The organism is Haloarcula japonica DSM 6131 (genome assembly GCF_000336635.1).
Classification (GTDB): domain Archaea; phylum Halobacteriota; class Halobacteria; order Halobacteriales; family Haloarculaceae; genus Haloarcula; species Haloarcula japonica.
In genome coordinates, this window is the sequence record NZ_AOLY01000037.1 from 194669 (window position 1) to 210296 (window position 15628).

General features: G+C 62.6%; 18 protein-coding genes. 12 read left to right on the forward strand and 6 right to left on the reverse strand.

All coding sequences use genetic code 11. From position 1 onward, the window contains the following. Window positions 1–152 precede the first annotated feature (152 nt). The 7 genes from C444_RS12165 to C444_RS12185 all read left to right on the forward strand — a co-directional run bounded on the left by C444_RS12165 (window position 153) and on the right by C444_RS12185 (window position 3181). Window positions 153–380 (forward strand): zinc ribbon domain-containing protein, encoded by a 228-nt coding sequence (locus C444_RS12165; protein WP_004593167.1) that lies wholly within the window; start codon window positions 153–155, stop codon window positions 378–380. Between the two features lie 2 nt (window positions 381–382). Then, window positions 383–553 carry a hypothetical protein gene (locus C444_RS22350; RefSeq protein WP_004593168.1) on the forward strand — a complete coding sequence of 57 codons (171 nt, stop codon included), beginning with the start codon at window positions 383–385 and terminating at the stop codon, window positions 551–553. Window positions 554–713: 160 nt separating this feature from the next. Further along, window positions 714–962 carry an MTH865 family protein gene (locus C444_RS12170; protein ID WP_004593169.1) on the forward strand — a complete coding sequence of 83 codons (249 nt, stop codon included), beginning with the start codon at window positions 714–716 and terminating at the stop codon, window positions 960–962. 129 nt (window positions 963–1091) lie between these two features. Next, a complete protein-coding gene (locus C444_RS22355; RefSeq protein WP_004515676.1) occupies window positions 1092–1241 on the forward strand; it encodes a hypothetical protein in 150 nt (49 codons plus the stop codon). 82 nt (window positions 1242–1323) lie between these two features. Further along, window positions 1324–2016 (forward strand): metal-dependent transcriptional regulator, encoded by a 693-nt coding sequence (locus C444_RS12175; protein ID WP_004593170.1) that lies wholly within the window; start codon window positions 1324–1326, stop codon window positions 2014–2016. After that, window positions 2013–2720, forward strand: coding sequence for a TMEM165/GDT1 family protein (locus tag C444_RS12180; RefSeq protein ID WP_004593171.1), 708 nt, complete (start codon window positions 2013–2015; stop codon window positions 2718–2720). Before C444_RS12175 ends, C444_RS12180 begins: the two co-directional genes overlap by 4 nt. A 62-nt stretch (window positions 2721–2782) precedes the next feature. Then, a complete protein-coding gene (locus tag C444_RS12185) occupies window positions 2783–3181 on the forward strand; it encodes a hypothetical protein (RefSeq protein WP_004593172.1) in 399 nt (132 codons plus the stop codon). Window positions 3182–3255: 74 nt separating this feature from the next. Here C444_RS12185 and C444_RS12190 read toward each other — a convergent pair whose 3' ends face one another. Genes C444_RS12190 through C444_RS12200 form a run of 3 tightly spaced genes read right to left on the reverse strand, consistent with a single transcriptional unit; the run spans window position 3256 to window position 6115 of the window. Continuing rightward, entirely contained in the window at window positions 3256–4230 is a 975-nt protein-coding gene (locus tag C444_RS12190; RefSeq protein ID WP_004593173.1) for a metal ABC transporter permease, read from the reverse strand. Continuing rightward, window positions 4227–5030 (reverse strand): metal ABC transporter ATP-binding protein, encoded by an 804-nt coding sequence (locus tag C444_RS12195; protein ID WP_004593174.1) that lies wholly within the window; start codon window positions 5028–5030, stop codon window positions 4227–4229. Before C444_RS12195 ends, C444_RS12190 begins: the two co-directional genes overlap by 4 nt. 2 nt (window positions 5031–5032) lie before the next feature. Beyond that, window positions 5033–6115: a metal ABC transporter substrate-binding protein gene (locus tag C444_RS12200; protein ID WP_004593175.1), complete on the reverse strand. Its 1083-nt coding sequence runs from the start codon at window positions 6113–6115 to the stop codon at window positions 5033–5035. A 153-nt stretch (window positions 6116–6268) separates the two neighbouring features. Here C444_RS12200 and C444_RS12205 point away from each other — a divergent pair, with 153 nt between their 5' ends. From C444_RS12205 to C444_RS12215, 3 genes are all read left to right on the forward strand, one after another. Continuing rightward, complete coding sequence (locus tag C444_RS12205; protein ID WP_004593176.1) at window positions 6269–6859, forward strand: winged helix-turn-helix transcriptional regulator; 591 nt, start codon at window positions 6269–6271, stop codon at window positions 6857–6859. A gap of 129 nt (window positions 6860–6988) precedes the next feature. After that, window positions 6989–9625, forward strand: a complete 2637-nt coding sequence (locus C444_RS12210) for a heavy metal translocating P-type ATPase (RefSeq protein ID WP_004593177.1) — start codon at window positions 6989–6991, stop codon at window positions 9623–9625. Between the two features lie 52 nt (window positions 9626–9677). Next, window positions 9678–11432, forward strand: coding sequence for an ABC1 kinase family protein (locus tag C444_RS12215; RefSeq protein ID WP_004593178.1), 1755 nt, complete (start codon window positions 9678–9680; stop codon window positions 11430–11432). Between the two features lie 33 nt (window positions 11433–11465). Here the strand turns inward: C444_RS12215 and C444_RS12220 are convergent, their stop codons facing one another. After that, entirely contained in the window at window positions 11466–12992 is a 1527-nt protein-coding gene (locus C444_RS12220) for a cryptochrome/photolyase family protein (RefSeq protein ID WP_049909469.1), read from the reverse strand. Between the two features lie 170 nt (window positions 12993–13162). On the opposite strand from C444_RS12220, the gene C444_RS12225 reads away from it, so the two are divergent. Then, a complete protein-coding gene (locus C444_RS12225) occupies window positions 13163–13744 on the forward strand; it encodes a halocyanin domain-containing protein (RefSeq protein ID WP_004593180.1) in 582 nt (193 codons plus the stop codon). Between the two features lie 21 nt (window positions 13745–13765). On the opposite strand, the gene C444_RS12230 is transcribed toward C444_RS12225, so the two are convergent. Next, window positions 13766–14068, reverse strand: coding sequence for a DUF7521 family protein (locus C444_RS12230; RefSeq protein WP_004593181.1), 303 nt, complete (start codon window positions 14066–14068; stop codon window positions 13766–13768). Further along, on the reverse strand, window positions 14065–14427 hold the full coding sequence (locus C444_RS12235; protein ID WP_004593182.1) for a winged helix-turn-helix domain-containing protein: 363 nt from the start codon (window positions 14425–14427) through the stop codon (window positions 14065–14067). Before C444_RS12235 ends, C444_RS12230 begins: the two co-directional genes overlap by 4 nt. Before the next feature lie 241 nt (window positions 14428–14668). Between C444_RS12235 and C444_RS12240 the strand changes: the two genes are divergently transcribed. After that, a complete protein-coding gene (locus C444_RS12240) occupies window positions 14669–15589 on the forward strand; it encodes a halocyanin domain-containing protein (protein WP_239641295.1) in 921 nt (306 codons plus the stop codon). Window positions 15590–15628 lie beyond the last annotated feature (39 nt).

Genomic DNA, 15628 nt, shown 5'->3' on the forward strand with positions numbered 1-15628 from the left:
GGCATAGTGCACCACTGAGTTCTCCCGCCTCGTTTTCAACGCTTATAGAAAATAACAGATATCAGTAACTGACTGCGACCACCGGCAGATAGCCGAGTACGTGTCACGGTGGCACCAGATTTGTTATGCTGGAGAGAGAACGGTAGCGTACAATGCCCTCCAACACTTCATCGCAAGACCGTGACCGCGGCTGTCCGAAGTGCGGCCACACCGGTACCGACGTGGGTAACATCTCGACCACCGGCGGCGGCCTCTCGAAAATGTTCGACATCCAGACCAATCAGTTTCAGGTCGTCACGTGTACGAACTGCGGCTACTCGGAGCTATACCGTGACACCGGGTCCGCAGGCAGTGACCTGGCGGATATCTTCCTTGGCTGACGATGGCCGCCGTGACCGGGCTGTTTCTCATCGTCGTGTTGCTCGCGGTGGCCGCGCCGCTAGCCCTGTACGCGCTGGTCCGAAGCGAACACGACCAGCGCGTCGAAACGGACCGTGAGACTGCCGAACGGCTTGCCCGGCGCGATACGGACGACGACGGCCGAGCCCGGTGAGTAGCCCGGAGCCGTCTCGTCGAGTGTAGCGGTCAGTCGTTCACACATTGATACAGCGATACGAAGGTCCAGAACGGCACAGGTCTCGAATAAACTCCAAACAATGGGGAAGTGTACCGGTGTCGAACCTTTTATCATAACACTCGCACAACGTCCGACCATGGTTGACAAAGAAGACCTCCGATCACAGTTTGTCGAGGCGTTTGAGGAAGCAGACTACCCGATCTCCAGCCCGATGGATCTCGTTCCGGCGCTCCCGGGCGGCCCGTCGACGAAGTTCGAGTCCGGCGACTTCTCGATGACAGCGATGGAACTGAATACGAAGCTCGACGGGGAGTTCCCGTACGAGAGTGTCGATGACTTCGTCGACGATGTCATGGCCTCGCTGGAAGATCAAGACCTCATCTGAGCGGACCACACTGACTCCAGCCGCTGTACCGGTTTCGCGCAATAATTCGCGAGATTTCCGGGCGAACGAGTCGGTAGCCGTACCCGCCAGACCCTTGATATTTATCAGGGCAACGTCCCTACTCTGTGTATGGTCGGTTTGCCGGGGATCGAGACACTCGTTCGGACGTTCGGTCCGTTTCTCATCCCCGCAACGCTGTTTGTTCTGGGTGCCATCGGCTATCTGTTCCTGTGGCTCCTGACCCGGAACCGGCGCGAAACGTACGCTGCTGACGAGTGATGGCGGCCATCCGAATACTGCCGGTGAGTTCAAAGTTGTTGGAATCGCCAATCTTTTGCATTAGACTTGTCTAATTTGGTGTATGCTGAGTGCCAAGATGGAGGATTATCTGAAGGCCATCTATCGTCTTGAGCGGGACGGCGACCCGCCGATTTCCCCCTCTACTATCGCCGAGATGCTGGACGTTACGGCACCGACGGTCACCAGTATGGTCGAGAAACTGGCCGACCGCGGGCTGATTGAACGCGAGAAGTACAAGGGCGTGCGGACGACACCGGAAGGTGAGACAGTAGCACTGGAGATTATTCGCCACCACCGCCTGCTTGAGACGTTTCTCACCGAACAGCTGGGGTACGACTGGGCCGAGGTCCACGAGGAAGCGGAGGTACTCGAACACCACATCAGCGAGGAGTTCGAGCGTCGGGTCGCGGCCGTCCTCGACGAACCGGAGTTCGACCCCCACGGAGACCCGATTCCCAGTGACTCGCTCGACCCCATCGATGACGAGTCCGCGACAGCGCTGTCAGAACACAGCGAAGGGGGGCGGGTCGAAGTTGCACGGGTCAGAGACCGTGACCCCGACGAGCTCACGTACCTCTCCGATGCCGGCATCACGCCGGGGACCGTGTTGACCGTCGAGGAAGTCGCTCCTATCGGGATGGTGACCGTCCAGCTAGAGAGCGGGGCGTCAGTGTCGCTCCCGGACCATATCGCCGATGCGATTCAGGTCCGCGCACCGGAGACGCACGGCGAAGACGGAGTGAGCCAAGCGTGAGCGACGCGACGTGGCTGACAGTGGTCGCGATAGCGGCCGGTGCACAGCTGGCAGTTCTCCCCGGCGAGAAAGTCCAGTTCATCATCGCCGGCCTGTCGACGCGATTCAATCCGTTCCTCGTCGTCAGCGCCGCAGGCAGTGCCTTCGCCGGCTGGACGGTGCTTGAGGTCTGGTTTGGCTCCGCAATCACATCGCTACTACCCGGTATCGTCCTCGAAAGCCTCACCGCCGGGATGTTCCTGCTGTTCGCGATACTACTGCTCCGCAGCGCTCCGGCAGCCGACGCAGAGCAACAGGAACCCGCGTCCGGTTTCACCACTGACGGCGGACAGCTAGACGTTCGCGTTCCCGTCGTCGACTGGCAAGTACCGAACAAGCTCGGCGGCTTTCTACCCATCTTTGCGATGATGGCCTTCGGCGAGTTCGGCGACAAGACCCAGCTCATTACGATCACGCTCGCCGCGCAGTACAGCGCCCACGCCAGCGCTATCTGGACCGGCGAGATGCTCGCTATCATTCCGGTGAGCCTCGCCAACGCGCTGTTTTTCCACCGCTTCGCCCACCGGTTTGACCTGCGGAAAGCTCACTTTGTCGGCGCAGGACTGTTCCTGTTTTTCGCCGCGGACTTCGCCCTGAGCGTGACGATGGGGGTCTCGCTGTGGGAAACGATAGTCTCATCCGTCGCGGCGCAGGTGGGTGCCTGAGAATGGTGTAGCTGATTTGAGCGACAGAAGGCTTTTCGAGAACGGCTGAACAGTACTGGGTGATGCCCTCCAGACGTAGCGTCCTCACAGCAGGAACACTCCTTGCACTCTCGGGATGTACGGCACTCAGTCCTGCGAGCGCGCGACTCGCCGGCGTACGGCTAACGAACACCGGTTCGGCGACACAGGAGTTCGAGTTCACCGTCACGGTCGACGGCGAGACGGTGTACGAGGAGACACATACCGTCGGGGCTGCGGAGGACAGCGCAACCGTGGAACTGGACGATGCGCTGCCGGACAGACAGGGGACAATAACGATAGCGACGGCCATTGCCGGGACCGATATCTCGGAGGAGACAACGTTCGACGACGACAACTGTTACGACGTCATTGTTGAGTACACTGGTGACAACGTCGTTCACTGGCAAAGCGGGCACAGCGACTGTGACGCGTTCCACTGACTCGCTCATCGGCCAGCGTTTAGTCGCTAGCTGTGGCTCACAGTGCGGCCATCGAGCCCAGTCGAGGTCGTCGTTCAGTCCTGACTGATGCTGTCGAGTTCACGCGCTTCATTCGGAGCGCCGGTCTGTCGGACTTTCCCGGCGAGAACCGAGAGGACGTAGATCCCCACTGCGACGAGAACGATGACGCCGCCGGCTGTCGCACCGGCGTAGTACGAGACGCCGATGCCGAGCAGGACGGCGAGTTCGGCTAAGACAATCGAGACCAGCAGTGATTCCGAGAAGCTCCGGGACACCTGTGTCGCGCCGGCGACCGGGACGACGAGCATGGCTGCGACGAGAATGACGCCCATGATCTGCATCGCGCCGACGACGACAAGTGCCGTCAACATCACCATGATTCGGTTGTACCAGGCGACCGGGATCCCGGCGACGGCGGCGGCGGTCTCGTCGAACGTGACGTACAGCAACTGGTTGCGAGTGAGCGAGACCGTTGCGACGATGACGCTGAACAGCCCGAGCATGATAACCGCGTTCTCGGCCGACACCGTCGAGAGGTTGCCAAAGAGGTACTGGTTGATACCGACGGCCAGCCCGCCGGCGTTGAGGCTGATGAGGACCGTCCCCAGTGCGAACCCCGTTGAGAGGACAATCGCCATCGACACGTCGTTGTAGGCGTCGGTCGCCTCGGAGATGAGTTCGATGAGCAACGCCGCGATAACGGCCACGACGACAGCGGTGAGATACGGCGAAACGCTCAGTTCGAGGACGGCGTTGAGAAACAGCCCGACGGCGACGCCCGCAAAGGCCGTGTGGGCCAGTGCGTCCCCGATAAGGGCGAGTTGGCGGTGGACGAGAAAGGTCCCGATTAACGGCGCGATGACACCGACACACAGCCCGACCAGTATCGCCCGGTACATGAAGGTGTACTCGGGGCTGATGAGTTCCAGCCCGGTCAGGTAGTAGAGCTGTGTCAGGAGCCAGTACCACACTTCAAGGATCGGGACGAACGTCTCGTAGATGCCGCCGGCGGCAAAGCCAAGCGTCATGAGTTGCCTCCGGTCAGCGACCGCGCACCCGTCCCGAACGCTCTGGCCAGCGCCGCGCTGTCGGTGAATTCCGCCGACGGCCCGTCGAAGTAGATCTCCCGGTTGAGGCAGATGACGCGTTTTGCGTGTTCGGTGACGGCCTGCAGGTCGTGTTCAATGAGCAGGACGGTGATGCCATCGTCGTGGAGCGATTCGAGCAGCCCGTAGAAGGCGTCAACCGATTCGGTGTCCACGCCGACGGTCGGTTCGTCCAGTACGAGCAGGTCGGCCTCACCCGCAAGCGCCCGAGCAATGAACGCACGCTGGCGCTGCCCGCCGGAGAGCTGGGTGATTCGCCGGTCAGCGAACGCCGACATCCCGACCGTGTCGATGGCCCTGTCGACGATACGCCAATCGGCCGCAGAGAGGCGCCCGAACCCGACGTGTGGGAACCGCCCCATCTTCACCACTTCGCGGACTGTTATGGGCATCTCCCGACTCGTGCCAGCGCCCTGCGCGACGTAGCCGACTCTGGCCCCGTCGTCGAACGCCGTCGCGTCAACGCCGAACAGCTGTGCAGTCCCGCTATCGGGATCCAGCAGCCCGAGCAGCAACTGCATGAGCGTCGACTTGCCGGACCCGTTCGGGCCGACCACGGCGACGTACTCGCCGGCGTCGATACTGACGCTGACGTCTTCGACGACCGGCATCGACGTGTACCCGAACGACACGTCGGTGAGTTCAATGACGGGCGGTTCAGTCTCGTTCGATTCGGTCGTCGCTTCGTCGCCACCGTCTCGGTAGTGTGAGCGCGCGGTCATTCTTATTCGAAGTTCCGCCACTCCTCGCTCCAGCCGTCGGGACCGGCGTCTTCAGGTGCCGTGTTGCCCAGAACGACCTCGAACGTCGGCATATTTATTCGATAGGCGATCTCCTCGTATCCCCAACCGTTTGCGACCCACTCCTCACGGACGCCAGCGTACGGGGTCACCGGGTAGTAGGCTTCGACCGAGGTCTCGGCGAGTAACTGCTTCGCGGGTTTGCGCGTCTCGAAGACACCGGCCCCGATATACCGGATATCGTTGTCCTCGATGACCGCTTTCGCCTCGGTGATGTCCGAGGGCTTCACGTCACCGCTGGCCGCGAGGTTGACCACGAGCGGGCGCATCTCGACGCCGTAGCGCGAGCCGATGTACTGGAAGGCGTTGTGCGCCGCGAGCTGGACCACGTTCCTGTCTGCCCGGTCGAAAATATCGGCGTAGTCCGCGTCGATGCGGTCGAGAACGTCCGAGTTGTACGCCTCGGCGTTGTCCCGGAGCGTATCTTCGAAATCTGGTGCGAGCGCGACCAGTCCCTCGGTGATGTTGTCGACCGACTGCTTCGCGCGCTGGGGGTCAAGCCAGAAGTGGGGGTCGCTGGCCCTGTTCTGTCCGACACCCTCTTCGTCGCGGTCGAGGCTCGCCGCGAGCGATTCGAGTTCGATACCCTCGCGGACGTTGATGAGTTCGGTATCGACGTTGTCGTCTTCGAGCGTCTGGATCGCCCGGTCCGCCCACGGCTGGAAGTCCGGACCAACGTGAATGAACGCGTCCGCGTCGATGATATCTCGCGTGATCCCGGCGTCCGGTTCCCAGCCGTGGCCGTGCAGTCCTGTCGGGATGAGGTTCTTGACTGTTATCGGTGTTCCGCGTGCGACCTCGCGGGCGAAATCGTAGAAGCTGAAGAAGGACGCGACAGCGACCGGTCCCTCCGTACCGCTTTCGCTGCGGTCACTTGTGGACGCTTCGGCCCCGCCGCCGGTCAGACAGCCGGCAAGTGCGGATGCAAGCACTCCCGCGCCGGCACCCAGGGCCTTCCTGCGGGTGCGTCCACGCGATGGCTCGCTGCGGTGTTCGGTAGTCGTCATGTGTGGATTGCTATCGCAGAAGTATATAGTAGTTTGCATCTAATTAAAAAATTAGACTAGTCTAATACATCTCATGGGTTACCTTCGATACCGCGGCTAGCCATAGACGCGACCGGTCACAACGCATAAATCGGCGCTCGAAGTTGATCCGATATGCCCGGCCTCGACGATACGGACCACGAGATCCTCCGACTCCTGCTCGAAGACGCCAGACGGCCCTACAGTGATATCGCCGAGCGAGTGGACCTCTCGGCTCCGGCAGTCTCGGATCGCGTCGACCGACTCGTCGAAATGGGACTGATACAGGGGTTTACCGTCGATGTCGACCGTTCACTGTTGCAGGCCGGCGTGCCAGTCCTGATAGAGATAGACGCGAAGCCGGGTCGGGCCGCCGATATTGCTGGGGCGGTCAGCGACGCCGACACCGTCGAGCGGGTCTACCGGACCGCCGGCGGCCGCGTGGTTCTGGTAGCGACTGTTCCCCAATCCGACGCCAGCGAACTCCTCGCCGAACACGTCGACCTCGCGGCCGTCGACCATTACGAAGTCCGGATGATTGCGGACAGCGAGTGGACCGCTGGGCTGGGTGCGGCGGAGTTCGCACCCGACTGCGCGGAGTGTGGCAACTCCGTCGACGAGGAGGGCGAACAGCGCACGCTCGACGGTGAGCGCTACTACTTCTGCTGTGGCTCCTGTGCGGAGCGGTTCGTCAAGCAGTACCAGTCGCTGAAGGATGGGGCCTGAACCGCGACAGTCGTTTTTGATTATTGAGTTGCTGGCGATGGCAGTTTGGATACCAAGCAATCAGGCGAATGTGACATTCGAATCAAAGGGACAAACCGCATGAACAAGGGAGGCGTACAATAAGACAAGATGAGTAACCGGACCACTCGGCTCGAACTGACGGGAATGAGCTGTGCCAACTGCGCGGGCACCATCGAGGAGTCAGTGGGCGAACTGGACGGGGTTTCGTCCGTCGACGCGAACTACGCCACCGACGAGGGGAGCGTCGAATACGACCCAGACGTGGTGTCACTGGCCGACATCGTCGCCGCCGTACAGGACGCTGGCTACGGCGTCGCGACGGAGACGATGACTATCGGCATCACCGATATGTCGTGTGCGAACTGCGCGGATACCACCGAGGAGGCGCTGGAAGGGACCGCGGGCGTCATCGACGCCAGCGTGAACTACGCCACCGACGAGGGTCAGGTCACGTACAACCCGGCCGACGTGTCGCGTGCGGACCTCTACGACGCTATCGAATCCGCCGGCTACACGCCCGTACGGGAGGGCAGCAGGAGTGCAAACGGCGGGGACGGCGACGACGGTGAGCAGTCCGGCGCTGACCGCCGTGCTGCTGCGCGCAACGAGGAGACGCGCAGACAGCTCCGGCTCACGCTGTTCGGAGCGGTACTGTCGGCCCCACTCTTGCTGTTCATGGCGGACCACCTGTTCTCGCTCGGACTTATCCGTGATACGATTCTGGGGGTTCCCCAAGGCTGGGTCGCCTTTGCGCTGGCAACGCCGGTACAGATTCTGCTGGGCAAGCCCTTCTACGAGAATTCCTACAAGGCACTGGTCAACAACGGGCGAGCCAACATGGACGTGCTCATCGCGCTGGGCTCTTCGACGGCATACGTCTACTCGGTGGCCGCGCTGGCGGGCCTCATCGCGAGCACGGGGTTGTACTTCGATACGGCCGCGCTGATTCTCGTGTTCATCACGCTCGGGAACTACCTCGAAGCGCGCTCGAAGAGCCAGGCCGGGGCCGCCATCCAGCAACTCCTCGAAATGGAGGCAGACACGGCGACGGTCGTCCGCGAGGACGGCAGCGAGGAGGAAATCCCTATCGACGAGGTCGGGGTCGGCGACCGGCTGAAAGTCCGGCCCGGAGAGAAGATTCCAACAGACGGGGTCGTGGTAGATGGCGATTCGGCGGTCGACGAGTCGATGGTGACCGGCGAGTCGGTCCCAGTTGAAAAGGGAGAAGGCGATGAGGTCATCGGCTCGACGGTGAACCAGAACGGTGTCCTCGAAGTCGAGGCGACGAAGGTCGGCTCGGAGACGGCGATCCAGCAGATCGCCGAGCGGGTCCGGCAGGCCCAGTCCCGCCAGCCCGACATCCAGAACGTCGCCGACCGCATCTCGGCATACTTCGTTCCGGCGGTCATCGGCAACGCCGTCCTCTGGGCGGTGCTGTGGGCGGCCGCGCCGGAGACGCTGGCCGCAGTCGTCGACGCGCTCCCGCTGTGGGGGCTGGCCGCGGGCGGCCCGGCCGGCGTCGGCGTGAGCGAGTTCGCCGTCGTCGTGTTCGCCTCCGCCGTCCTGATCGCCTGTCCCTGTGCACTCGGATTAGCGACCCCCGCCGCGACGATGGTCGGGACGGCCATCGGCGCGCGCAACGGCGTCCTGTTCAAGGGCGGGGACGTGCTCGAACGCGTCCACGAGGTCGACACTGTCGTCTTCGACAAGACGGGGACGCTGACGAAAGGCGAGATGGAACTCACGGATGTGGAAGTCGTCGGCCCCGCTGCGGACGGCGGGGCGCTCAAACCCGAGCGCGAACTGAGTGAGGCGTTCGTCCTCGAAGTCGCCGCCAGCGCCGAACACGCAAGTGAGCACCCGCTGGCCGAGGCCATCGTCGAGGGCGCACGCGAGCGCGGTATCGAGGTCGAAGACCCCGACGAGTTCGAGAACGTCCCCGGACAGGGCGTGAAGGCGACGACGCGCCACGGTCGCGTCCTCGTCGGCAACCGGAAACTGCTGTCCGAGGCCGGCGTCGACACCGCGCCGGCAGAGGAGCGGATGGACGCCCTCGAACGCGAGGGGAAGACGGCGATGCTGGTCGCGCTGGCCGAGGATGCGGACGGTGACGAGACAGTGGGCGGTGGCGAACCGGACTTCCGCCTCATCGGCGTCGTCGCCGACGCCGACACGGTGAAAGAATCCGCAAAAGCCGCCGTCAGCGGCCTGCAAGAGCGCAGGCTCGGCGTCTGGCTCATCACCGGCGACAACGAGCGGACCGCCCGCGCCGTCGCCGAGGAAGTCGGCATCGACCCCGACAACGTGATGGCCGACGTACTGCCGGAGGACAAGGCCGACGCGGTCGACGACCTCCAGAGTGAGGGCGACCAGGCGATGATGGTCGGCGACGGCGTCAACGACGCGCCGGCGCTGGCGGCCGCGAGCGTCGGCTGTGCCATCGGCTCCGGGACCGACGTGGCGATTGAGGCCGGCGACGTGACGCTGCTCCGGGACGACCCCGCCGACGTGGTGAAGGCCATCCGGATCTCCGAGGCGACGCTCCGGAAGATCAAGCAGAACCTCTTCTGGGCGCTGGGCTACAACACGGTGATGATTCCGCTGGCATCGCTGGGGCTGCTCCAGCCGGTGCTCGCCGCCGCCGCGATGGCCGCTTCGTCCGTATCGGTGCTCGCAAACAGCCTCGCGTTCCGCCGGTACACTCCGGACTCGGAGTACAGTCTCCTCGGCTTCCTCCGTCGCTGAACGGGGCCCGTCTCCAGCAGACTCATTTGTCGCCGGGCCTCACTTGCGAACAGTGACAAGTGAGGAGCGTGTCGCCGACGAGCCGACGGGAGGGACAGTGTCACAGCCGGGCGGCGTCGGCGTCCGGCTCCGTGCACTCTGGCGCGCGCTGGTCATTGTCTGGCAGTTCGTCCCGCTGCTCTGGCAGTGGGGCCGGGACCGCAAGCGGTTCCTCCTGTTCGGCCGGTCCCGGTCAGTGACCCCCGAGACGCGGACGCGGCGCGCCCGCTACCTGAAAGACACCTTCGTCGACCTCGGCCCGGCGTTTATCAAGCTCGGTCAGATGTTGTCGACCCGGCCTGATGCCCTGCCGCGGGCGTACGTCGACGTGCTCTCGGAGCTACAGGACAACGTTCCACCGGACGCGTGGGCCACCATCGAGCCAGTCATCGAACGGGAACTGGGCGACGACATCGACACGCTGTTCGAGGAATTCGACACGACAGCCATCTCCGGAGCCTCGCTCGGGCAGGTGTACGAGGCACAGATCGACGGCCAACGGGTCGCTGTAAAGGTCCTCCGCCCAAACATCAGGACGCGCGTCGAGTCAGACCTGCGCGTACTATCGACGTTACTGCCGGTGCTCACCTACGGCGCGGACCCGGGTCAGGCGTTCACGCTGGAAAATCTCACCGAGGAATTCGCGTCGACGGTCCGCCGGGAGATGGACTACGGCCACGAGGCACGGATGCTCCGGGAGATCGGCGACAACTTCGCAAACGACGACGATATCGCCATCCCGGATGTTGTCGAAAGCCACTCGACGGACCGCGTGCTGACGATGACATACCTCGACGGGGTGAAAATCGACGACGTGGAGCGGTTGGACGAACTCGGCGTCGACCGCCCCGCTCTGGTCCGCCGCCTCGAAGAGGTGTACATCCAGATGATCGTCGAGGACGGCCTCTTCCACGCCGACCCCCATCCGGGCAATCTGGCGGTCCAGCCCGACGGGACACTCGTGTTCTACGACTTCGGTATGACTGGCTACCTCGGTCCCCGGACACAGGACCAACTGCTTGACTTTTACGTCGGTCTGGCGACCGACGACGTGGACCGCGTAATGGACGCCTTCGTCGAGATGGGCGCGCTGGACCCGATGGCCGACCGGGACGTGATGCGGGAGGCGTTCGACATCGTCATCGAGCAGTTCCGCGGTGAGGACATCAGCGAATACCGCATCGAACAGCTCGTCGGCCAGTTCGAGACGCAACTGTACGAGTTCCCGATGCGACTGCCACAGGACCTGGCGCTGGTGGTCCGGGTAACAACGGTGCTCGAAGGCGTCTGTCGGACGCTCGACCCTGAGTTCGACTTCATCGAGATCATCTCCGAGTACGTCATGGAGCAGGGCGCAGGAGACGATGTCCGAGAGCGAGTGAAAGCAGAAATACAGGACGCGGTGACTACGTCGACCCGGTCAGCGGTACGGGCTGCGCCGAAGGTGGAGGACACACTCGACAGAGTCGAGCGCGAAGAACTGCTCGTCAAGACCGTGCTCGAAGACTCTGACGGACTGAGTCGGGTGCTCGCCAAGCGACTCCTGCTCGGTATCGTCGCCAGTGCGGGAATCCCGCTGAGTGCATATCTCTATACGGTGGACGGCATTCAGGCGGCCGTGCTCGCACTGGGTGGGAGCGCGGCGGTGATCGGAATTCTCGCGTGGTCGTTCCGCCGACGCCGCGGGCCCGCACTATCGACGCCACAGTTCACCCGTCACGAGATGCAACAGCGGCAGGCAACTGACGCCGCGGACGGAGACGAGTAACCAAATTCCGGTTCTCCCACGAGACAGCGGCGTTCAGAGTTCGCCTTCGGCCGCCATTTTGCGGATCTCTTCGGCCCGTTTGCGTATCTCCGTGAGTTCCTCGTCGCCTTTGTTGTCGACGTGGCTGTACATCAGTCCCATCCGGTGGTTCGACCGAAGCGTGTCTTCGTTGCGGTCGAGGAAGTCCCAGTACAGCGCGTTGAACGGGCAGGCTCCGTCGCCGGTGGTCTTCGTCTTGTAGTACGGACAACCCGAACAGTAGTCGCTCATCTTGTCCACGTAGTTCGCCGACGAGGCGTAGGGTTTGGTGGCGAACACGCCCGCGCCGTACAGCCCCATCTCGACGACGTTCGGCGTCGTAACCCAGTGGAAGGCGTCGACGTAGCCGGCGTGGAACCAGCGATTCAGTTGCGCCGGCTCGACGCCGTAGATGAGGCCGAAATTGGCGAGTATCATCAGCCGTTCGATGTGGTGTGAATACCCTCGCTCCCGGACCCCGTTGACCACGTCCGAGAGACACGCCATGTCGGTGTCACCGTCCCAGTAGAACTCGGGCAGGGCCTCGTTCGCGCCGAGTTGGTTCGCCGCAGCCAGGTCCGGCATCTCCCGACGGTAGACGTGCCGGAGAAATTCGCGCCAGCCGAGCACCTGCCGGACGAACCCCTCGACGCTGTTGAGGGGCGCATCACCGTCCTCGTAGGCGGCGATAGCACGCTCGATGACTTCATCCGGACCCAGGAGGCCGAGATTGAGCGACGTGGAGAGCAGGCTGTGGCTCATCGCCCACTCGTCCTCCAGCATCGCGTCTTGATACGGCCCGAACTCCGTCAGCCGGTCCGTAACGAAGTGGTCCAGCGCGCGAACGGCCTGCCGGCGAGTGACAGGCCAGTGGAACGGCTCCGGGTCGGCCCAGTCACCGCCGTATGGCCGCTCGTCGTAGCTTCCCTCGAACGTCGAATTGACCCACTCGATAACGTCCTCGGTCACGTCATCTGGCTCGAACCGCGGTGGATCCGGTGGCGTCCACTCATCGGGTGGCGTCTCACGGTTCTGGTCGTCGTAGTTCCACTCGCCGCCGGCGGGGTCGCCGTCCGTCATCAAGTAGCCCGTTTCACGGCGCATGAACCGGTAGAAATCCTCGTGGCGGTAGCGGCCGTCGCCGCGCCATTCGTCGAACTGAGACGGTGGGCAGAGGAAGCGTTCGTCGGCGACAAATTCGACGGTTCCACCGGCCTCGGCCACCAGCGATTCGAGACACGCCTGTGCGGACTCAGTCTGTGGCCGGTGAGTCAGGAGCGTGTCGCCTGGATTGGCCTCAAAGTGTGCCGCCAGGCCGTCTTCGAAGGTCTCTGTCTCCTGGTAGTGGACCGTTCGGCCATCGTCTCGGAGGCTGTCGCGGAAATGCCGCATTGCACTGAACAGCAGAATCAGCTTGTGCGGGTGGTAGGGCAGTTTGCGAGCGAACGACCGCGCCTCGACGAGGAGTACCGGTTCGTCAGGTCGTCGAGCGACGGGGCCGGACCGCCGGACGAGGTGGTCACCGCGAAGCCAGACTGTCATCGACAAGCGGACACTCCCATTGAGTACAGTGCGGGCCTGTATCAGCATCAAACCCAGTCCGAACTGTGTTGGTATCGAGACGTCGTGGGGCGGTAGAAACCCTCATTATTGTTTCCAGCCAAACGACAGAAACGACTTCCTTATAAGTGAACAGTCATAACTTTAAACGCATGACAGACGACCTCGACAGACGGACGTTCATCCGCACGACTGCGGCCGTATCAGGCGCTGGACTCCTTGCTGGCTGTGGCGGATCCGGCGGCGATGGTGGCGATGGTGGCGACGGCGAAACGGAAGCCGAAGAGATGGAGGCTACCGGAGGCGAGGAAATGGAGTCCACCGAGGCCGAGGAGATGGACACCGAGAGCAGCGGTGGAATGGAGACTGTCGAAGCGCCGGGCGAGGTCGCGGACTACGTCGGCGAGTCGTCGAACTTCGATGGCTCTATGGTCGTGATGACTGACCAGGACGAGGTCTCCGTCTCCGTCGGGGCCGAAGGCAACGGCGGCGCGTTCGCCTTCGATCCGCCGGCAATTAACGTCTCGACCGGAACGACGGTCGTCTGGGAGTGGACCGGTCAAGGAGCCGGCCACAACGTCAAGTCCGAAGGCGACGGCCCGCTCGACTCGGGTTCGGCTGTCTCAGAGGAAGGAAACACCTACGAGTACACGTTCGAAGAAACCGGGACCTATCTCTACAACTGTGTCCCGCACAAGGCGCTCGGGATGGTCGGCGCAGTCGTCGTCGAATAACGGATCGCTGCCGGACGGTTTTCATCGAGTTACTAGTGCGGAGCGACTGGTGACGTACAGCGAATACGCGATGACCGCGAAGCCGACCGCGGTGAGCGCGTTCTCGAAGATCAGTGCAGCGTTGGTACTCAGACCGAACAGTTGGTCCGCGATACCAGCGGTGAGCGAGCCGACAGTAATGGTCGCGAATCCGACGGCGAGATACGTGAGTCCGGTCGCCCTCGTTTTCAACGCTGCCCGAGCGGCAAAGTAAGTAATGAGTCCGCCAAGCAACACTGTCACAGTCTTGAATCCGATGACGATGAGTGGGATATCTCCGTTCATAGTTCCTCACTGACGCGTGACCACAGGAGGGCGAGTCGGTCGCTCGGCCGTTCTTCAGCCGGCAGAACGTTAACATCAAGCACGCCATCGTCGTCGACACCGACAAACACACCGTCACAGTCCCGGACGTACGCCGTCGCGTGATGGCCATCGGGGCGTACTTCTGTCTCCTCGGCGACCAGCTCGGCCTCGCTCAGCTGTTCGAGCTTCCGGTAGGTGCTTGTCTGGGGTAGGTCACAGACCGAGGCGACTTCCTTGGCTGGCAGTGGCTCGTCGAGCACCCTGAGGATGTCGCGACAGTCAGGGTCGGCGAGGGCGTCGAACAGCGCCTGTGTCTTGCTCGCGTCGTTGTGTGCCACGGCGGACCCTTCAGGGGACGGGTGGAGGTGGTTCTGCGCGCGGTTCGATTTCGATATGACGGGGCAGCGACGTGAAACCTGTGGGATACTGCGATCACGGTGTCCCGCGGTCCTCCGGTAGCAGCTCCCGGCCAGTGTCGGGAATATAAAACACCCTCAGATAAAGGGCGACTGTTTGTTTCCAGAATCTGGAAAGGGCACACCTACTTTTCTATCACCGAACAGCAACGACTAGCTTGCTATGCAACGGCCCTCCACCCGCAGACAGTTTCTTACAGGCACAGGGTTGACAGCGCTTGCCGTTACTGCTGGCTGCGTTTCCTCAGGCAGTACCAGCCAGGCTGACAATGAGACCGAAGCCGCTACATCGACGCCCACAGAAGCCGTCACGGCGGCTTCGACACCAGAATCTCTTGACACTTGGCTTGACGACGCAAACGGCTACGACGGCGAGCCCCGTACGTACGGTCCACGCTCACAGCCAGTAATCATGGTCGGTGAGGGAACTGATGGGGGCCTGGCATTCGATCCGCCAGTCATCGAAGTGTCGCCGATGACAAACGTCACATGGGACTGGACTGGACACGGTGGTCAACGGAACGTCGTCGCGCTTGATGGCACCTTCGACAGTGGCCGGACGAACGCCCAGATGGGGACGAGCTACCACTACATCTTTGACGAGGTTGGCGAGTACCGCTACGTCTCCGAGCCCCACCGCGATGAGGGTATGAAAGGGGCAGTCATCGTCAAGGAACGGGAATCTTCAGGATATCCAGCCATCGACCAGTGGCTCGGGTCAACGGGTAATTTCGATGGAACCATTACTGACCGAACCGGGAGGTCCGAAGCTACGGTTGCCGTGGGTGCAGAAGGCAACGGCGGTCAGTACGCGTTCGACCCGCCCGCCATCAAGATATCAACCGGAACGACGGTCTCCTGGGAGTGGACCGGCGCTGGCGCAGCACACAATGTCTTCTCGACTGACGGGAGTCAGATGGCGTCGGATGGCGTCATTTCGACCGACGGTAGCCCGCTTGATTCAGAACTCGTCTCAGAGGAAGGCAGTACCTACAAGCACACCTTCGAGGAAACCGGGGTATCTCTGTACACCTGTCAACCGCACCAAGGCCTCGGTATGAAAGGTGCGGTCGTCGTCGAATAGCGCAGCAATCGGTGACTCATTTCCAGAATCTGGAAAGGG